Here is a 15,797-nt window from a genome sequence, read left to right as displayed (position 1 = left end):
CTCGGGCCGGTCGGCTGGGTCGCCGTCGCGCTGGCCCTGACCGCGGGCGGCGCGACCGGGCTGGTCCTGCTCAACCGCCGCCGCGCGGCGGCCGAGTAGCGCCGCCGCACCCGGACGGGCCCGGCTCCTAGTCCTGGGGCCGGGCCCGTTCCGTCGCCGGGGTCCCCTCGGCGGCCTCCGCTTCGGCCGCCTCCGCTTCGGCGGCCTGCTGCTCGTCGGCGGCCTCGACCAGGGCGCGGGCGCGCTCGCGGGCCCGGTCCCGGGCGGCCGCCGGGTCGGCGGTCGCCGTCCAGGCCACGCAGTACATCAGCAGCCGGCAGACGAAGTTGATCCAGAGCAGCAGCGCCACCGGCACCCCGAAGGCGCCGTACAGGCTCTTCCCGGCGACCGAGCCGAGGTAGGAGGAGAGCAGCACCTTCAGCAGCTCGAAGCCGACCGCGCCGATCAGCGCGGCCTTCAGGACGTCCCGCCGGCGCTGGCCGCCGATCCGCGGGAACGGGGCCAGCAGGTAGGCGAAGAGCAGCATGTCGGAGCCGATCGCGATCAGCAGGCCGACCCCGGTGAGCAGGTAGCCGCCGGAGCCGAGGCCGATCCAGTCGGCGATCCGGCCGGCCAGCGTGGTCCCGGCCGCCGAGGCGCCGAGCGAGAACAGCGAGACCAGGCCGAGGCCGCCGAGCACCAGGAAGTCCCAGCCCTTGCGCAGGAACGGGTTGCCCTCCTCGTCGGGCAGCTGCCAGAGGTCCCGGATCGAGGTGCGCATGGTGTCCACCCAGCCGAGCCCGGAGATCACCAGCAGCACGCCGCTGACCAGCCCGACCGCGCCCGCGTTGGCGACCAGGGAGGGCAGGTTGAGCGCGTCCGAGATGCCGGGCAGCTGGTCGGAGATCTTGTGCTGGATCTCCGCCACCCGGCTGTCGCTGAGGGTGGCGACGGCGATCGCCAGGCCCACCGTCAGCAGCGGGAAGAGCGCGAGGAAGCCGAAGAAGGTGACCGCGCCGGCCAGCCGGTTGCCGCGCAGGGCGGTGAAGTGCTCGTAGGCGCGGTACGGGCGGCTGCGGAGCACCCGTGTCACGAGCGGGCCGATCACCGGGAGACGGGTCAGGAAGTCCACCGTCCGGTTATACCGGCCCGTCGCCCGAACGGCCGTCAGGCTCGGCCGCGCGGCCCGTCACGCCCGGGTCAGCGGCGGACCATCCGGCGGGCCTTCGCCAGCGCGCGGACCGCCTGGTAGGCGGTGTACCGGCCCTGGCCGAGCAGCTCGGTGCGCAGCCCGGCCACCCCGCCGGACGGCCGGTAGCCGGACGGGCGGAGCCGGGCGCAGTGCTCGGCGGCCCGGCGGAAGAACTCCCGGCGGTCGCCGGGCGGGATCCGGCCGGGCCGGGAGACCACGGTGTTGAGGTGGTGCAGCATCCGGCCGTAGACCACCGGGCGCCAGCGGTCGAGCTCGGGCCGCTCGTCCAGGAACGCGAAGACCAGGTCGTACTGGGCGAACACGTCGAAGTGCTTGCGGCTCGCGGTGGCCAGGATGTTGCCGCCCTCCCGGCGCTGGCGGTAGTGGACGCCGATCCGGTCGAGCAGGGTGATGCTCCGGGCGGCGAGCAGCGCCGGGTAGGTCCAGGGGGTGTCCTCGTAGTAGCCGGCCGGGAAGGTGAGGCCCTGGGCGGTGACGAAGTCGCGCCGGTAGGCCTTGTTCCAGACCACCTGGAGGAGTTCGAGCAGGTCGGGGCGGTCGGCGAGGTCGAAGACGTCCCGGGAGGCGGCGCCGAAGACCTTGGCGGAGGCGGCCCGGACGATCCGGCCGTCGTCGTAGCTGCGGGCGTAGTCGTAGACCAGGATGTCCGGGTCGCCGCCGGCCGCGAGCCGGTCGTCGACGGCCTTGAGCAGACCGGGGGTCAGGGTGTCGTCGCTGTCGAGGAAGAGCACGTAGTCGCCGGTGGCGACCTCCAGCCCGGCGTTGCGGGCCCGGCCGAGGCCGACGTTCTCCGGCAGGTGCAGCACCCGGACCCGGGGGTCGCGGGCGGCGGCCGCGTCGAGCAGGGCGCCGCAGCCGTCCGGGGAGCGGTCGTCCACCGCGATCAGCTCGAAGTCCGGGCCGTCCTGGCCGAGCACCGAGTCGAGGCACTCGGGGAGGTACTCCTCGACCCGGTAAACCGGGACGATCACACTGAAGCGGGGCATGGCCCCAGGGTAGTGGCCGCCCGGCCGTACGGGCCCCGGGCCCCCCTTGGGCCGGACGGTAGGATCGACGGGCACGTACGCATTCAAAGTGCGGTCAGACCCCGAACGGGCTGCCACGCTCCTTCCCGAGAAAGGCCTGCGTAGCCGATGGCTCCCCGCCTCTCCATCGTCGTCCCGATCTACAACGTCGAGCGCTACCTCGTGGAGTGTCTCGACTCGATCGCCGCCCAGACGTTCACCGACTTCGAGTGCGTCATGGTCGACGACGGTTCGAAGGACAACAGCGCCGCGCTCGCCGAGGCGTACGCCGCCAAGGACTCCCGCTTCCGGCTGGTCCGCCAGGTCAACAAGGGCCTCGGCGCCGCCCGCAACACCGGCATCCGGCACATCGACCCGGACGCCGAGTTCCTCTGCTTCGTCGACAGCGACGACTCGATGCCGCCCAGCGCGTACGAGCTGATGATCAACACGCTGGACGAGACCGGCTCGGACTTCGCCACCGGCAACGTGCTGCGGTTCCGCGCGATCGGCTACTACCAGTCCGGCGGCCACAGCCGCCCGTTCGCCAAGACCGTGCTGAAGACGCACGTCACCGAGATCCCGTCGCTGGTCACCGACCGCACCGCGTGGAACAAGGTGTACCGCCGCTCCTTCTTCGACGCGGCCGACATCCTCTACCCCGAGGGCATCCTGTACGAGGACGCCCCGGTCAGCGTGCCGCACCACTACCTCGCCAAGAGCGTGGACGTGCTCTCCGAGCCGATCTACCACTGGCGCGAGCGCGAGGTCGGCGAGATGTCGATCACCCAGATGCGCACCAACCCGAAGGGCCTGATCGACCGGGTCACCTCGGTCGAGCTGGTCCGCGGCTGGCTGAAGAAGCAGACCGAGCCGCGCTTCGCGGAGTACCTGAAGTCCTACGACGAGAACACCCTCGTCGAGGAGATCCCGATGTTCTTCTGGTCCGTCGTGGACGGCGACAAGGAGTACCGGGACGCCTACATCAAGTGCGTCAGCCGGCTGCTCCGGTCGATCGGCCCGGAGCAGGTCAAGAAGCTGCGCGCGCCGCTGCGCCTGAAGTACCACCTGACCCTGCAGGGCCGGATCGACGAGTTCGTCGAGCAGATCAAGTACGAGGGCGAGAGCAACGGCGGTGTCGTCGCCAAGGGCCTGCTGCGCCCGTACGCCGACTACCCGTTCCTGCGCGGCGGCCGCAAGAGCGTGCCGTCCGGCCTGCTCAGCCTGCGCAACTCGACGGTGATCCGCAGCCGGCTCTACGAGTCGGCCTGGGAGGCCGGCCGGCTGCGGCTGACCGGTCACGCGTACCCGGAGCAGCTGGGCGCGGCCAACAAGCACGACATGGTGCGCACCCTGGTGCTGCGCGAGGCCAAGGGCCGCCGGGTCATCGCGGTGCCGATGAAGACCCAGTACAGCCCCGAGGCCACCGCCACCAACCACCACGACCTCTACAACTGCGACTGGGCCGGCTTCACCGTCAGCCTGGACCCGGAGAAGCTCAAGCACCGGGGCCAGTGGAAGGACGGCAACTGGCGCGTCCTGGTCGCCGGGGCCGGCAAGGGCGGCGTCTACAAGGGCCGGGTCTGGGCCGGCTGGGCGGACACCGCGCTGTTCCTGCCCTCGCACTGGGTCGAGCCGGACGTGCGGATCGTGCCGTTCGTCCGCGACGGCAGCGTCTACCTGCGGGTGGAGAACGTCAAGGTCCGGGTGACCGGGCTGGCCGCGGACGGCACCACGGTCGAGGTCTCCGGCGCGGCCCGCTCCGGCGTCCGCCTCGGCGGGGCCAAGCTGCGGCTGACCCACGTCGAGTCCGAGCGCGAGCTGCTCTTCCCGGTCTCCACCGGCACCTCGGTCGGCAGCCTGCAGCCGTTCCGGATCTCCGTCCCGGCGGCCGAGCTGACCGAGGTCCGCGAGTCCTGGGCCGAGCTGGACCCGATCGCCGAGGAGCGCGCCCGCGACCGCTGGGACAGCACCCTGGTGCTGGCCGACGGCACCCTCGTGCCGCTCGCCTGGGACGACCGGAACGCGCCGGAGCAGCTCAACCTGGTGCTGAACCCGCAGGCCCCGGCCGACCGGCAGCGCGCGCTGTACTCCAAGCCCTCCCCCGGCGGCTACCTGCAGATCTCCGACCAGCTGCTGCAGCCGATAGTGGACGAGATCACCGCGCGCGGCGCGGACGGCTTCCTGCTCAGCGGCAGCTTCCCGCTGCCGGGCACCCACCACTGGGAGCTGGTGGTCCGCCACCACTGGGGCGAGGAGCAGCACGTCTACCCGGTGGAGATCAACGACGGCCGGTTCCGGACCGCGCTGCCGGCCGTGCCGACGGCCTCCTTCGCGGGCAACGTGCCGCTGGCCCAGGGCGGCTGGAACGTGTCGTTCCGCCCGGTCGGCGCGGACTTCAACCCGGACATGGCCTCGTACGCGCTGATCGCGCCGGAGTGCTGGGACGCGCTGCCGCTGGAGGTGGAGGCCCGCGGCAAGAAGATCGTGCTGGAGCGCCGCCACCACGACGGCCTGCAGCTGGAGTCCGAGAACATACTGCTTCCGGAGGAGCGCAGCGGCTGGCGCCAGCGCCAGCTGCGCAAGGTCGACTACCCGGCCGCGCGCCGGCTGCCGCTGCGCGACACGGTGCTGTACAACGTCGCGCTGGGCGGTCTCTACGCGGACTCGCCGCGGGCGATCCACGAGGAGCTGGTCCGCCGCGGCCTGCCGCTGGAGCACCTGTGGGGCGCCGACGACCTGCAGGCCGACCTGCCGCAGTCGGCGGCCGCGGTCCGGCTCTGGAGCCCGGAGTGGTTCGAGACGCTGGCCACCGCGAAGTACATCGTCACCAGCGCGCACATGCCGGACTTCTTCGTCCGCCGGCCCGGCCAGATCGTGCTGCAGACCTGGCACGGTTCGCCGCTGAAGCAGGTCGGCCACGACTTCGAGAAGGTCTGGTTCACCGACTCGAACTACCTGAAGGGCCTCGCCAAGGAGGTCCCGAACTGGAGCATGCTGGTGGCCGGCAGCACCTGGGCCGCCCCGGTGCTGCGCCGCGCGTTCGACTTCAAGGGCGAGATCCTGGAGAGCGGCCTGCCGCGCAACGACCTGTTCTTCTCCGCCGACAAGGAGAAGACCGCCGAGCGGGTGCGCGAGCGGCTCGGCCTGCCCGAGGGCAAGAAGGTCGTGCTGTACGCGCCGACCTGGCGCGAGGACCGGCGCCGGCACTACGGCGGCTACCAGCTGCACCTGCAGCTGGACCTGGCGGCGGCGCAGGCCGCGCTGGCCGACGACCAGGTGCTGCTGGTCCGCCGGCACGCCAACGTCCGCGAGCAGATCCCGGGCGCGGGCAACGGCTACGTCTGGGACGTCAGCAGCTACCCGGACATGTCCGAGCTGCTGCTGGTCGCGGACGTGCTCGTGACGGACTACTCGGCGTCGGCGATGGACTTCGCCGCGACCGGCAAGCCGATCCTGTTCTTCACCTACGACCTGGCGCACTACCGGGACAACCTGCGCGGCTTCTCGTTCGACTTCGAGGCGGACGCGCCCGGCCCGCTGCTGGGCACCTCGGAGGAGCTGGTCGCCGCGCTCGGCCGGGTGGACGAGGTCAGCGCGGAGTACGCCGGGAAGTACGCGGCGTTCCGCGAGAACTACTGCGACCTGGACGACGGTCAGGCCGCCGCCCGGGTGGTGGACGCGATGCTGAGCCGCGAGGCCTGATCGCCGACCGGTACCGGTGACGCTTGAAAGGCGTCCGACGCGAATCCCGCGTCGGGCGCCTTTCTCATTTTCGTTTCATAAATTCATCAGACTTATCGAACGACTGTTTTCCGAACGAACCTGCCAGCTAATTGTCAGTCAATTCTCAAATTGACCTCGGATACTTTTCCGGGTGAGATGGAAATTCTCGCCGAGAAAGGTCCGTGAAATGGCAGTCCTCACCCGGTTCGTCCTCCCGCACGCCGCCCCCCGGTTCGGCGACCCACGGCCGGGCGGCGAGGAGGACGCCGCCTTCGGACTGCTGCGCGCCCGCTGGAGCGCCCGCGGCCTCGAACTCACCGGCTTCGCCCGCCCCGACGACCGCTCCACCGCCCACCCCGGCTCCGCCTGGACCTGGCTCACCCTGCGCCGCGCCGACGACCACGACCAGCCCCCGGTCCACCTCCCCACCCGCCCCCGCCGGCTCCCCGAGATCACCGACGACAGCGCCCAGCCCGACCACAACCACGACTGGGCCGGCTTCACCGCCCTCGTCGAACCGCGCCGGCTGCACACCCCCGACGGCTGGCCGCTCGGCGACTGGACCGTCGAGGCCACCCTCTTCACCCGCCCCCGCCCCACCCGGCTGCGCCGCCAGTACGGCGGCCTCGCCCCGCACTGGTGCGGCTCCGGCGAGTACCCGCCCGCCCGCTGGATCGACCACGACGTCCGCCTGCTGCCGCACTTCGCCGACGACCGGCTCACCGTGCGGCTCGAACGCCCCGGCGCCCGCCTCACCCGGGCCGTCCCCGGCCCCGACGGCCTCGAACTGGACCTCGTCACCACCTACCCCTGGCCCGCCCGCACCGTGCTGCGGCTGCGCCACCGGGAGAGCGGCACCGTCCTCACCCACCCCGTCACCCGCGCCGGGCGGACCGTCACCGTCCACCTGCCGTACCGGCCGTTCACCGCCGACGGGTCCGACACCGACGGCCCCGGCGCCGACGGGTCCGGCCCCGGGGACGACGCCCAGCACTGGGACGCCGAACTGCGGCACCCCGACGGCCCCTCCGAACCGCTCATCCTCGACGAACGCCGCGGCCCGGTGGCCGGCCAGCACCCGCTGCCCGGCACCGACGACCGGGTGCTCTACCTCAAGCACCTCGCCGACGGCCGGCTCCAGCTCCGCGTCCAGCCCGCCGCCGGCTACGTCGACCGGCTCACCACCCGGGCCGGCGGCTTCGAACTCGCCGGCCACTGCCCCGCCGCCGGACCGCTCGAACTCGTGCTGCGGCACAACGCCACCGGCACCGAGGTCCGCCACCCGGTCGAGCCCGGCCCCGACCACCGGTTCCGGATCCGCCTGCCCGCCACCCGCACCGGCTCCGACGGCACCGCGCTGCCGCTGCGCAAGGGCCTCTGGGAGGCCGCGCTGCACCCCGCCGGGCGGCCCGGACCGGCCCGCCCGCTGACCGCCGCGCCCGCCCTGCTGTCCGAACTGCCCGCCGCCACCCAGGCCGGCGGCAAGCGCGTCGTCCTCGAACGCCGCTGGCACGACACCCTGCTGCTGGACTCCACCCCCGTCCTCACCGCCACCGAGCGCAGCGCCTTCTCCCAGGCCCGCCAGCGCACCGCCGGCTACCCCGCCGCCCGCCGCGAACCGCTGCGCGAGGCCGTGCTGTACGACGTCTTCGGCGGCCGCGGCTACGCCGACTCACCGCGCGCCGTGCACACCGAACTGGCCCGCCGCGGCACCCCGCTGGAGCACCTGTGGGTGGTCGACGACGCCCAGGCCGAACTGCCGCCCGGGGTCCGCGCGGTCCGGGTCTGGAGCCCCGAGTGGTACCGGGCCCTGGCCACCAGCCGCTACCTGGTCGGCAACACCCACTTCCCGGACTTCCTGCAGCGCCGCCCCGGCCAGGTGGTCGTCCAGACCTGGCACGGCGCCCTGCTCAAGCGGATCGCCCACGACGTCGACAACACCTGGCTCGCCGACCACGGCTACCTCGCCGCGCTCGACCGGGAGACCCCGCAGTGGAGCGTGCTGCTCTCCCCCAGCCCGTTCGCCACCCCGCTGCTGCGCCGCGCCTTCCGCTTCGAGGGCGAGGTCCTGGAGTCCGGCTACCCGCGCAACGACGTGCTGTCCCGGCCCGACCCCCGGCGGGCCGCCGCCGTCCGCCGCCGGCTCGGCATCCCGGACGGCAAGCGGGTGGTGCTCTACGCGCCGACCTGGCGGGAGGACCGGCCGCGCCCCGACGGCGACGGCTTCCGGTTCGACCTGCGGCTCGACCTCGACGGGGCCCGCAAGGCGCTCGGCGAGGACCACGTGCTGCTGCTGCGCCCGCACGCGCACGTCCGCGAGCCGCTGGCCGGCGCCGGGGACGGCTTCGTCCACGACTGCGCCGACTACCCCGACGTCCAGGAGCTGCTGCTGATCGCGGACGTCCTGGTGACCGACTACTCGTCCATCCTGTTCGACTTCGCGATCACCGGCCGCCCGGTGCTGTTCTTCACCTACGACCTGGCGCACTACCGGGACAGCCTGCGCGGCTTCGCCTTCGACTTCGAGGCACAGGCCCCCGGGCCGCTGCTCGACGACTCCGCCGACCTGGTCGCGGCGCTGCGCGAACTCGCCGACGGCGGCGACGGGTTGCCCGCCGGGTACGCCGAGCGCTACCGGCGCTTCCAGGACGTCCACTGCGCCCTGGACGACGGCGGGGCGGCCGGCCGGGTGGTCGACCGGATGCTCGAACTCGGCGGGTCCCGGGAGCCCCGGGAGTAGGCCTCAGGAGAACGTGTAGGCCCGCCAGGGGCGCCAGACCTCGTCCCGGTCGAACCGGGAGAGGCTGAACCCCGGCACCGGGAACACCGCGTGGAAGGACCGGGCCTGCTCGTGGGCCTGGTCCAGCACGTCGTCCCCCAGCCCGTGCGCCACCGTCACGTGCGGGTGGTACGGGAAGGCCAGCTCGCGGGCCAGCGGGCCGGAGCGGACGTCCGCCTCCAGCAGCCGGCACTCCCGCTCGCCCTCCTCGACCCGGACGAAGACCACCGGGGAGACCGGGCGGAAGCTGCCGCTGCCGCGCAGCACCATCCGGAACGGCCGGTGCCCGGCGGCCACCGCCGCCAGGTGCTCCTCGATCTTCGGCAGCGCCTCGGCCGGCACCTCGGTCGGCGGCAGCAGGGTGACGTGCGTGGGTATCGACCGGGCCAGCGGGTCGCCGTGCCCGGCCCGCGCGTCCTGGATCGCCGAGCCGTACGGTTCCGGGACGCTCACGGACACGCCGATGGTGACGACCTCCCCGCCCCGAGCCGAAGAGCACGCCGGTGCCGAAAGCGAGGAGCGACCGGCGACCGACGCAGGAGGGAACGCCGGAGCGACGACCGTCGGCACCGGATCGGAGCGTTCGGAGGCGAGGGGCGAGTCGCCGTCGCCACCACCGGGCAGGCTCGTCAGCGGAGTCACCGCTTGGCGGCCGGGAGGAAGCCGATCCGGTCGTACACCGTCGCCAGCGTCTCGGCCGCCACCGCGCGGGCCTTCTCGGCGCCCAGCGCGAGGACGCGGTCCAGCTCGGCCGGGTCGTCCAGGAAGAGCTGGGTGCGCTGCTGGAACGGGGTCACCCACTCGGTGAACAGCTCGGCCAGCTCGGTCTTCAGGGCGCCGTACATCTTGCCCTCGAAGTGCGCGACCAGCTGCTCGACCGACTGCCCGCTGAGCGCGGAGTGGATGCGCAGCAGGTTGGAGACGCCGGCCTTCTCCTCCTCGTCGTAGGAGACCACGGTGCCGGTGTCGGTGACGGCGCTCTTGAACTTCTTGGCGCTGACCTTCGGCTCGTCCAGCAGGCTGACCAGGCCCTTGGGCGAGGAGGCGGACTTGCTCATCTTGATGCCCGGGTCCTGGAGGTCCTGGATCTTCGCCGTCTCCTTGAGGATGTACGGCTTGGGCACGGTGAAGGTGGGGCCGAGGCGGGTGTTGAAGCGCTCCGCCAGGTCGCGGGTGAGCTCCACGTGCTGGCGCTGGTCCTCGCCGACCGGGACGGCGTCCGCCTGGTAGAGCAGGATGTCGGCGACCTGGAGGATCGGGTAGGTGAACAGGCCGACCGTGGTGCCGGCGGTGCCCTGCTTGGCCGACTTGTCCTTGAACTGGGTCATCCGGGAGGCCTCGCCGAAGCCGGTGAGGCAGTTCATCACCCAGCCGAGCTGCGCGTGCTCGGGCACGTGCGACTGGACGAACAGGGTGCAGTGCTCCGGGTCCAGGCCGGCCCCGAGCAGCTGGGCGGCGGAGACCCGGGTGTTCTGGCGCAGCGTCGCCGGGTCCTGCTCGACCGTGATCGCGTGCAGGTCGACGACCATGTAGAAGGCGTCGTTCTCCTCCTGCAGGTCGACCCACTGGCGCACCGCGCCCAGGTAGTTGCCGAGGTGGAACGAACCGGAGGTGGGCTGGATCCCGGAGAGCACCCGGGGACGGTTCTTGACCGGACCAGTGACCGCTGCGTTGACCATGCGGGCCATTGTTCCAGTTCCACCGACCGGTCAGGAAACCTCCGGCCCCGGCCGTTCGGTCAGTGTGACCGCACTCACCCTGACCCGGGCGATCCGCCGGCCCTCCAGTTTCGCCACCGTCAGCAGCACTTCCAGGCCCGGACCTGCGGGGACCCGGACCCGGTCGCCGTCGGCGGGCAGCCGGCCGAGCCCGGCCACCAGACAGCCGGCCACCGTCTCGTACGGGCCCTCGGGGAGGGTGACGCCGGTCTCCTCGGCGAAGTCGGCCAGGTTGAGCAGGCCGTCGAGCTCCATGCCGCCGCCGGCCAGCCGGCGGGTGGGGACCGGTTCCTGGGTGTCGTACTCGTCGCGGATCTCGCCGATCACCTCCTCCACCAGGTCCTCCAGGGTGACGATGCCGGCGGTGCCGCCGTACTCGTCGACCACGATCGCGAGGTGGTGGCCCTCCCGGCGCATCTCGCCCATCGCCTCCAGCACCCGCTTGGTGCCGGGCAGCAGCTTGACCGGGCGGGCCAGGTCGCGGACCTTGGCGGCCCGTTCGCCGCGCGCCCCGTACAGGTCGCGGACGTGCACGAAGCCGGTCACCGCGTCGTAGCTGCCCTCGATCACCGGGTAGCGGGAGTGCGGCGAGGAGTCGGCCTGGGCGCGGACCTCGGCGAGCGGGCGCTCGGCGTCCAGGAAGGTCACCTCGGTGCGCGGGACCATCACCTCGCGCAGCCGGCGGTCCCCGGCGGCGAACACGTCGGCGATCAGCGTCCGCTCGTCGCTGCCGAGTTCGGTGTTGGCGGCGACCAGGCCGCGGAGCTCCTCGGAGCTCATCGAGCCGCGGCCGGCCGCCGGGTCGCCGCCGAACAGCCGGACCATCAGGTCGGTGGAGTGGCCGAGCAGCCAGATCGCCGGGCGCAGCACCACCGACATGACGTCCACCACCGGCGCGGCCAGCAGGGCGATCGAGTCGGCCCGCTGGAGGCCGATCCGCTTCGGGGTGAGCTCGCCGAGCACCAGCGAGACGTAGCTGATCAGCAGGGTGAGGCCGACCAGGGCGGTGGCGTCGGCGACGCCCTCGGAGAGCCCGGCCTCGACGAACACCGGGGCCAGCTTGCCGGCCAGGGTGTCGGCGCCGAACGCGGCGGAGAGGAAGCCCATGCAGGTGACGCCGACCTGGACGGCCGCCAGGAAGCGGTTGGGGTCGGCCGCGAGGTGCGCCGCCCGGGCGGCCCGCCGGGTGCCGCGTGCCTCCAGGGTCCGGATCTGGCCCTCGCGCAGCGAGATCAGCGAGATCTCGGCGACGTTGAACAGGCCGCCCAGGACGATGAAGACGAGGACGAGCGCGGCGTCCTCGATGGTTTCGTTCACAGCGGGTCAGTGTAGGGCGACGGCCCGCCGCCTCCCGGGAGGGTGGCGGCGGGCCGTCGTGAAGCGCGTGGCGGGGCTCAGGCTCAGATGAGGCCGAGCTCCTGGACCGCGTCGCGCTCCTCGACCAGCTCGTTGACCGAGGCGTCGATGCGGGCGCGCGAGAAGTCGGAGATCTCCAGGCCCTGGACGATCTCGAACTTGCCGTCCTTGGTGGTGACCGGGAAGGAGGAGATCAGGCCGGCCGGGACGCCGTAGGAGCCGTCGGAGACGACACCCATGGAGGTCCAGTCGCCCTCGGCGGTGCCGTTGACCCAGGTGTAGACGTGGTCGATGGCGGCGTTGGCGGCCGAGGCGGCCGAGGAGGCGCCGCGGGCCTCGATGATGGCCGCGCCGCGCTTGGCGACGGTCGGGATGAAGTCGCTCTCCAGCCAGGCCAGGTCGGAGCCGGCGGCCTCGAAGGCCGGCTTGCCGGCGACCTCGGCCTGGAAGATGTCCGGGTACTGGGTGGCGGAGTGGTTGCCCCAGATGGTGACGCGCTTGATGTCGGAGACCAGGGCGCCGGTCTTGGCCGACAGCTGGCCGACGGCGCGGTTGTGGTCCAGGCGGGTCATCGCGGTGAAGCGCTCGGCCGGCACGTCCGGGGCGTTGCGCTGGGCGATCAGGGCATTGGTGTTGGCCGGGTTGCCGACGACCAGGACCTTGATGTCGTCCGCGGCGTGGTCGTTGATGGCCTTGCCCTGCGGGCCGAAGATGCCGCCGTTGGCCTGCAGCAGGTCGCCGCGCTCCATGCCGGCGGTGCGCGGACGGGCGCCGACCAGCAGCGCGACGTTGGCGCCGTCGAAGGCCTCGGCCGGCTTGTCGGTGATCGTGATGTCGCGCAGCAGCGGGAACGCGCAGTCGACGAGCTCCATCGCGGTGCCCTCGGCGGCCTTGAGGCCCTGCGGGATCTCCAGGAGGCGCAGGTTCACCGGCACGTCGGCGCCGAGCAGGTGGCCCGAGGCGATGCGGAAGAGCAGCGCGTAGCCGATCTGGCCGGCGGCTCCGGTGATGGTGACGTTGACGGGGGTGCGGGTCATTTCTACCTTCTCCAGCAAATCGCCAGGTGCCCCAGGCACGTTCGGCGCGCTGGAGCCGAGGACGGTCTCTCGACATCGAGAGAACCGGCGTCAGGGTATCGCAAAGGGAAGCGTACGCCCCGGGCACGGTCGTGACTGATTCGTCACAGACGATGACGGCCCCCGCCCGATCACCCGGGTGGGGGCCGTTCATCCGTTCGACTCATCGGCCGCTCAGCGGCGCGGGCGGCCGATCAACTGGCCGATGTTGTCCAGCACCGGCAGCTCCAGCCACGGATTGGGCTGGGCCATCAGCGTCAGCAGCACGATCGAGACGCCCAGGAAGGTCAGCACGATCACGTCGGTGAACCGGCTGCGCACCGCCAGCATGCCGACCTCCGGCAGCACCAGCCGCAGCAGCGCACCGAGCAGCACGCCGCCGCCGATGATCAGCAGCCCGTACTTGAAGCCGTCCTGGAAGTCGGCGAACCAGGTGACCGCGAGGCCGGCGCCGACCACCAGCAGGACCAGCGTTATCGGCCACTGCCGCACCGGCAGCGCGTGGTCGCGCCCGAGCGCCGCCGACGAGCCCTCGGGGGGCAGGGTGCCGGTGGTCTTGACCGGCCTGCGCCCGGTCCGCCGCGGTTCGGTCATGGCTTCCCGTCCCGGGGGATCAGAGGCCGGCGCGGCGCTCGGCCGCCACCACGATGTTGTTGAGCAGCATGGCGCGGGTCATCGGGCCGACGCCGCCGGGGTTCGGGGAGATCCAGCCGGCCACCTCGGCCACGCCCGGGTGCACGTCACCGACGATCTTGCCCTCGCTGCGGCTGACGCCGACGTCCAGCACGGCCGCGCCGGGCTTGACGTCCTCCGGCTTGACCAGGTGCGGCACGCCGGCGGCGGCCACCACGATGTCGGCCTTGCGCAGGTGGAAGGCGAGGTCACGGGTGCCGGTGTGGCAGAGGGTGACGGTGGCGTTCTCGGAGCGGCGGGTCAGCAGCAGGCCGATCGAGCGGCCGACGGTGACGCCGCGGCCGATCACGACCACCTCGGCGCCGTCGATCGGCACCTCGTGGCGGCGCAGCAGCTCGACGATGCCGAGCGGGGTGCAGGGCAGCGGGCCCTCGATACCCAGGGCGAGCCGGCCGAGCGAGGTCGGGTGCAGGCCGTCCGCGTCCTTGTCCGGGTCCATCAGCTCCAGGACGGGGTTCTGGTCGAGGCCCTTGGGCAGCGGCAGCTGGACGATGTAGCCGGTGCAGGTCGGGTCGGCGTTGAGCTCGCGGACGACGTTCTCGACGTCCTCCTGGGTGGCGGTGGCGGGCAGCTCGCGCTGGATCGAGGCGATGCCGATCTCCGCGCAGTCCTTGTGCTTGCCGTTGACGTACCAGCGGCTGCCCGGGTCGTCGCCGACCAGGACGGTGCCGAGGCCGGGCGTGACGCCCTTCGCCTTGAGGGCCGCCACGCGGGCGGCGAGTTCGGACTTGATCGCGGCCGCGGTGGCCTTGCCATCGAGAATCTGGGCAGTCATGACACCATTCTCCCGGATCCCGGCGACGGTCCGTGCCACGTGGTACCGGGCGCGCGCGCAGGCGGTGCGCGGGCAGGCGCGCGGGCGGGTGCGGAGACGGTGCGCGGGCGGACGGCGCGGGCGGCGCGCCGGTGGCCCGCACGCCCGGCGCGGAAGGGGCGGGCGGGGCGCGGAACGTCCGGGTCACATTGCGGTTGCGCCACAGTCCGGCCCGACGCGCGGACGCGGCTGGACAGCGCCCCGCCGTCCGGTTGACGATGAGCGGGCATTCCCCGCCGCATCCGGCCCGGTGACGGGCCGACGGACAGACCCGGCGGGGCGTACCCGGGGGAAGAACGAAGTGAGCCGACCAGACCGCCGCACCGCGCCGACGACCGAGCGTCGTCGCGCCGTCCTGCCGTTCGCCGCAGAGCCGGCCCGGCTCCCGTTCGCACCGATCCCACGGCCCTGAGCGGCGGCGCGCGCCGGGTCGTGCCCGACCCCGGTGTCAGAGCGCCCCGCTAACGTCCCGTCCGACCGGTCACCCGATCCACCGGTCCGTTCCGGGTCCTCCGCTGTCCCGTCCCCACCCGTCCCCATCTGCCCGGAGGCATCGATGACCTACCCGCCCGACCCGAACAACCCGTACGGCCAGCCCCAGCAGCCGCAGCAGCCCGGCTACGGCTACCCGCAGCAGGCCCCGCCGGCCGCCGGTTACGGCTACCCGCAGCAGGCCCCGCAGCAGCCGGGCTACGGCGTGCCGCAGCAGCCCGGTTACGGCTACCCGCAGATGCCGGGCACCATCCAGGCGAACAACGGCTACATCAACATCGCCCAGCTGGGCACGGTGAAGATCGCCAGCATGGGCCAGCGCTTCCTGGCCCGCCTGATCGACGGTCTCGCGATCAGCGCGATCCTCGCCCTGGTGATGGCCTTCGGCCTGGCCGGCGCCCTCGGCATCGCCAAGGACACCGAGGACTGCTCGACCTACACCTACGGCAGCAGCGCCTACGTCGACTGCTACAACCAGAACCAGGACGCCGCGGCCGGCATCTTCGGCACCATGATCATCATGATGGTGGTGCTGTCGGTCTTCAACCTGCTCTACGAGTGGCTGATGGTCGCCTTCGTCGGCGCCACCCTGGGCAAGCTGGCCCTCGGCCTGCGCGTGGTCAAGGAGAACACCGGCCAGACCCCGGGCCTGGGCGGCGGCTTCATCCGCTTCATCATCCCGATCGTCGGCGTCTTCGTCTGCTACATCGGCGCGCTGCTGGTCTACCTGTCGCCGTTCTTCGACAACTCCGGGAAGCTGCAGGGCTGGCACGACCGTGCCGCCGGCACCCTGGTGATCAAGAAGTAGTACGCAGGGCGTATGACGGAGCGGCCCGGCCCCCTCGGTGGAGGGGGCGGGGGGCCGCAGGGCGTGACCCCGGGGGGGACGGGGGGGGGTGCCCCGGCGGGGGACGTGACATCAAAAAAAAAGGGAAAGCGGCATTGTG

10 protein-coding genes and 1 pseudogene are annotated in these 15,797 nt (G+C 72.5%); 3 read left to right on the top strand and 8 right to left on the bottom strand.

All coding sequences use genetic code 11. The features are described from left to right. Positions 1–127 precede the first annotated feature (127 nt). Both AB0N76_RS36280 and AB0N76_RS36275 read right to left on the bottom strand, forming a co-directional pair. The gene (locus AB0N76_RS36280) at positions 128–1,111 is read right to left on the bottom strand and encodes a YihY/virulence factor BrkB family protein (RefSeq protein ID WP_363564760.1); all 984 of its coding nucleotides are present in this window, start codon (positions 1,109–1,111) and stop codon (positions 128–130) included. A 215-nt stretch (positions 1,112–1,326) separates the two neighbouring features. Further along, positions 1,327–2,178, bottom strand: a pseudogene (locus tag AB0N76_RS36275) (glycosyltransferase); the annotation flags it as partial. A gap of 147 nt (positions 2,179–2,325) precedes the next feature. Here AB0N76_RS36275 and AB0N76_RS36270 point away from each other — a divergent pair. Next, positions 2,326–5,901 carry a CDP-glycerol glycerophosphotransferase family protein gene (locus AB0N76_RS36270; RefSeq protein ID WP_363564758.1) on the top strand — a complete coding sequence of 1,192 codons (3,576 nt, stop codon included), beginning with the start codon at positions 2,326–2,328 and terminating at the stop codon, positions 5,899–5,901. Between the two features lie 208 nt (positions 5,902–6,109). Beyond that, positions 6,110–8,662, top strand: a complete 2,553-nt coding sequence (locus AB0N76_RS36265; RefSeq protein ID WP_363564756.1) for a CDP-glycerol glycerophosphotransferase family protein — start codon at positions 6,110–6,112, stop codon at positions 8,660–8,662. Positions 8,663–8,665: 3 nt separating this feature from the next. On the opposite strand, the gene AB0N76_RS36260 is transcribed toward AB0N76_RS36265, so the two are convergent. The 6 genes from AB0N76_RS36260 to AB0N76_RS36235 form a co-directional block, all read right to left on the bottom strand. Beyond that, positions 8,666–9,154 carry a 2'-5' RNA ligase family protein gene (locus AB0N76_RS36260; protein ID WP_363564754.1) on the bottom strand — a complete coding sequence of 163 codons (489 nt, stop codon included), beginning with the start codon at positions 9,152–9,154 and terminating at the stop codon, positions 8,666–8,668. A 185-nt stretch (positions 9,155–9,339) separates the two neighbouring features. Further along, positions 9,340–10,380 carry a tryptophan--tRNA ligase gene (gene trpS, locus AB0N76_RS36255; RefSeq protein WP_363564752.1) on the bottom strand — a complete coding sequence of 347 codons (1,041 nt, stop codon included), beginning with the start codon at positions 10,378–10,380 and terminating at the stop codon, positions 9,340–9,342. 30 nt (positions 10,381–10,410) lie between these two features. Further along, the gene (locus AB0N76_RS36250; protein ID WP_363564750.1) at positions 10,411–11,736 is read right to left on the bottom strand and encodes a hemolysin family protein; all 1,326 of its coding nucleotides are present in this window, start codon (positions 11,734–11,736) and stop codon (positions 10,411–10,413) included. 83 nt (positions 11,737–11,819) lie between these two features. After that, complete coding sequence (locus tag AB0N76_RS36245; protein ID WP_363564748.1) at positions 11,820–12,812, bottom strand: malate dehydrogenase; 993 nt, start codon at positions 12,810–12,812, stop codon at positions 11,820–11,822. A 213-nt stretch (positions 12,813–13,025) separates the two neighbouring features. Further along, entirely contained in the window at positions 13,026–13,445 is a 420-nt protein-coding gene (locus AB0N76_RS36240) for a DUF3017 domain-containing protein (protein ID WP_363564746.1), read from the bottom strand. 19 nt (positions 13,446–13,464) lie between these two features. Then, entirely contained in the window at positions 13,465–14,319 is an 855-nt protein-coding gene (locus AB0N76_RS36235) for a bifunctional methylenetetrahydrofolate dehydrogenase/methenyltetrahydrofolate cyclohydrolase (RefSeq protein WP_363564744.1), read from the bottom strand. Between the two features lie 595 nt (positions 14,320–14,914). On the opposite strand from AB0N76_RS36235, the gene AB0N76_RS36230 reads away from it, so the two are divergent. Next, complete coding sequence (locus AB0N76_RS36230; RefSeq protein ID WP_363564742.1) at positions 14,915–15,658, top strand: RDD family protein; 744 nt, start codon at positions 14,915–14,917, stop codon at positions 15,656–15,658. Positions 15,659–15,797: the final 139 nt, after the last annotated feature.

The sequence above is a fragment of the Kitasatospora sp. NPDC093806 genome, from assembly GCF_040683335.1.
Taxonomy (GTDB): Bacteria; Actinomycetota; Actinomycetes; order Streptomycetales; family Streptomycetaceae; genus Kitasatospora.
The sequence above is the reverse complement of the archived record's forward strand: the minus strand, read 5'-3'. Positions and strand labels throughout refer to the sequence as shown.

Excerpts from the sequence above, each read along its gene's own strand:
- AB0N76_RS36240 (WP_363564746.1), bottom strand. The coding sequence starts at position 13,445 with ATGACCGAACCGCGGCGGACCGGGCGCAGGCCGGTCAAGACCACCGGC.
- trpS (WP_363564752.1), bottom strand. The coding sequence starts at position 10,380 with ATGGTCAACGCAGCGGTCACTGGTCCGGTCAAGAACCGTCCCCGGGTG.
- AB0N76_RS36265 (WP_363564756.1), top strand. The coding sequence starts at position 6,110 with ATGGCAGTCCTCACCCGGTTCGTCCTCCCGCACGCCGCCCCCCGGTTC.
- AB0N76_RS36230 (WP_363564742.1), top strand. The coding sequence starts at position 14,915 with ATGACCTACCCGCCCGACCCGAACAACCCGTACGGCCAGCCCCAGCAG.
- AB0N76_RS36235 (WP_363564744.1), bottom strand. The coding sequence starts at position 14,319 with ATGACTGCCCAGATTCTCGATGGCAAGGCCACCGCGGCCGCGATCAAG.
- AB0N76_RS36245 (WP_363564748.1), bottom strand. The coding sequence starts at position 12,812 with ATGACCCGCACCCCCGTCAACGTCACCATCACCGGAGCCGCCGGCCAG.
- AB0N76_RS36270 (WP_363564758.1), top strand. The coding sequence starts at position 2,326 with ATGGCTCCCCGCCTCTCCATCGTCGTCCCGATCTACAACGTCGAGCGC.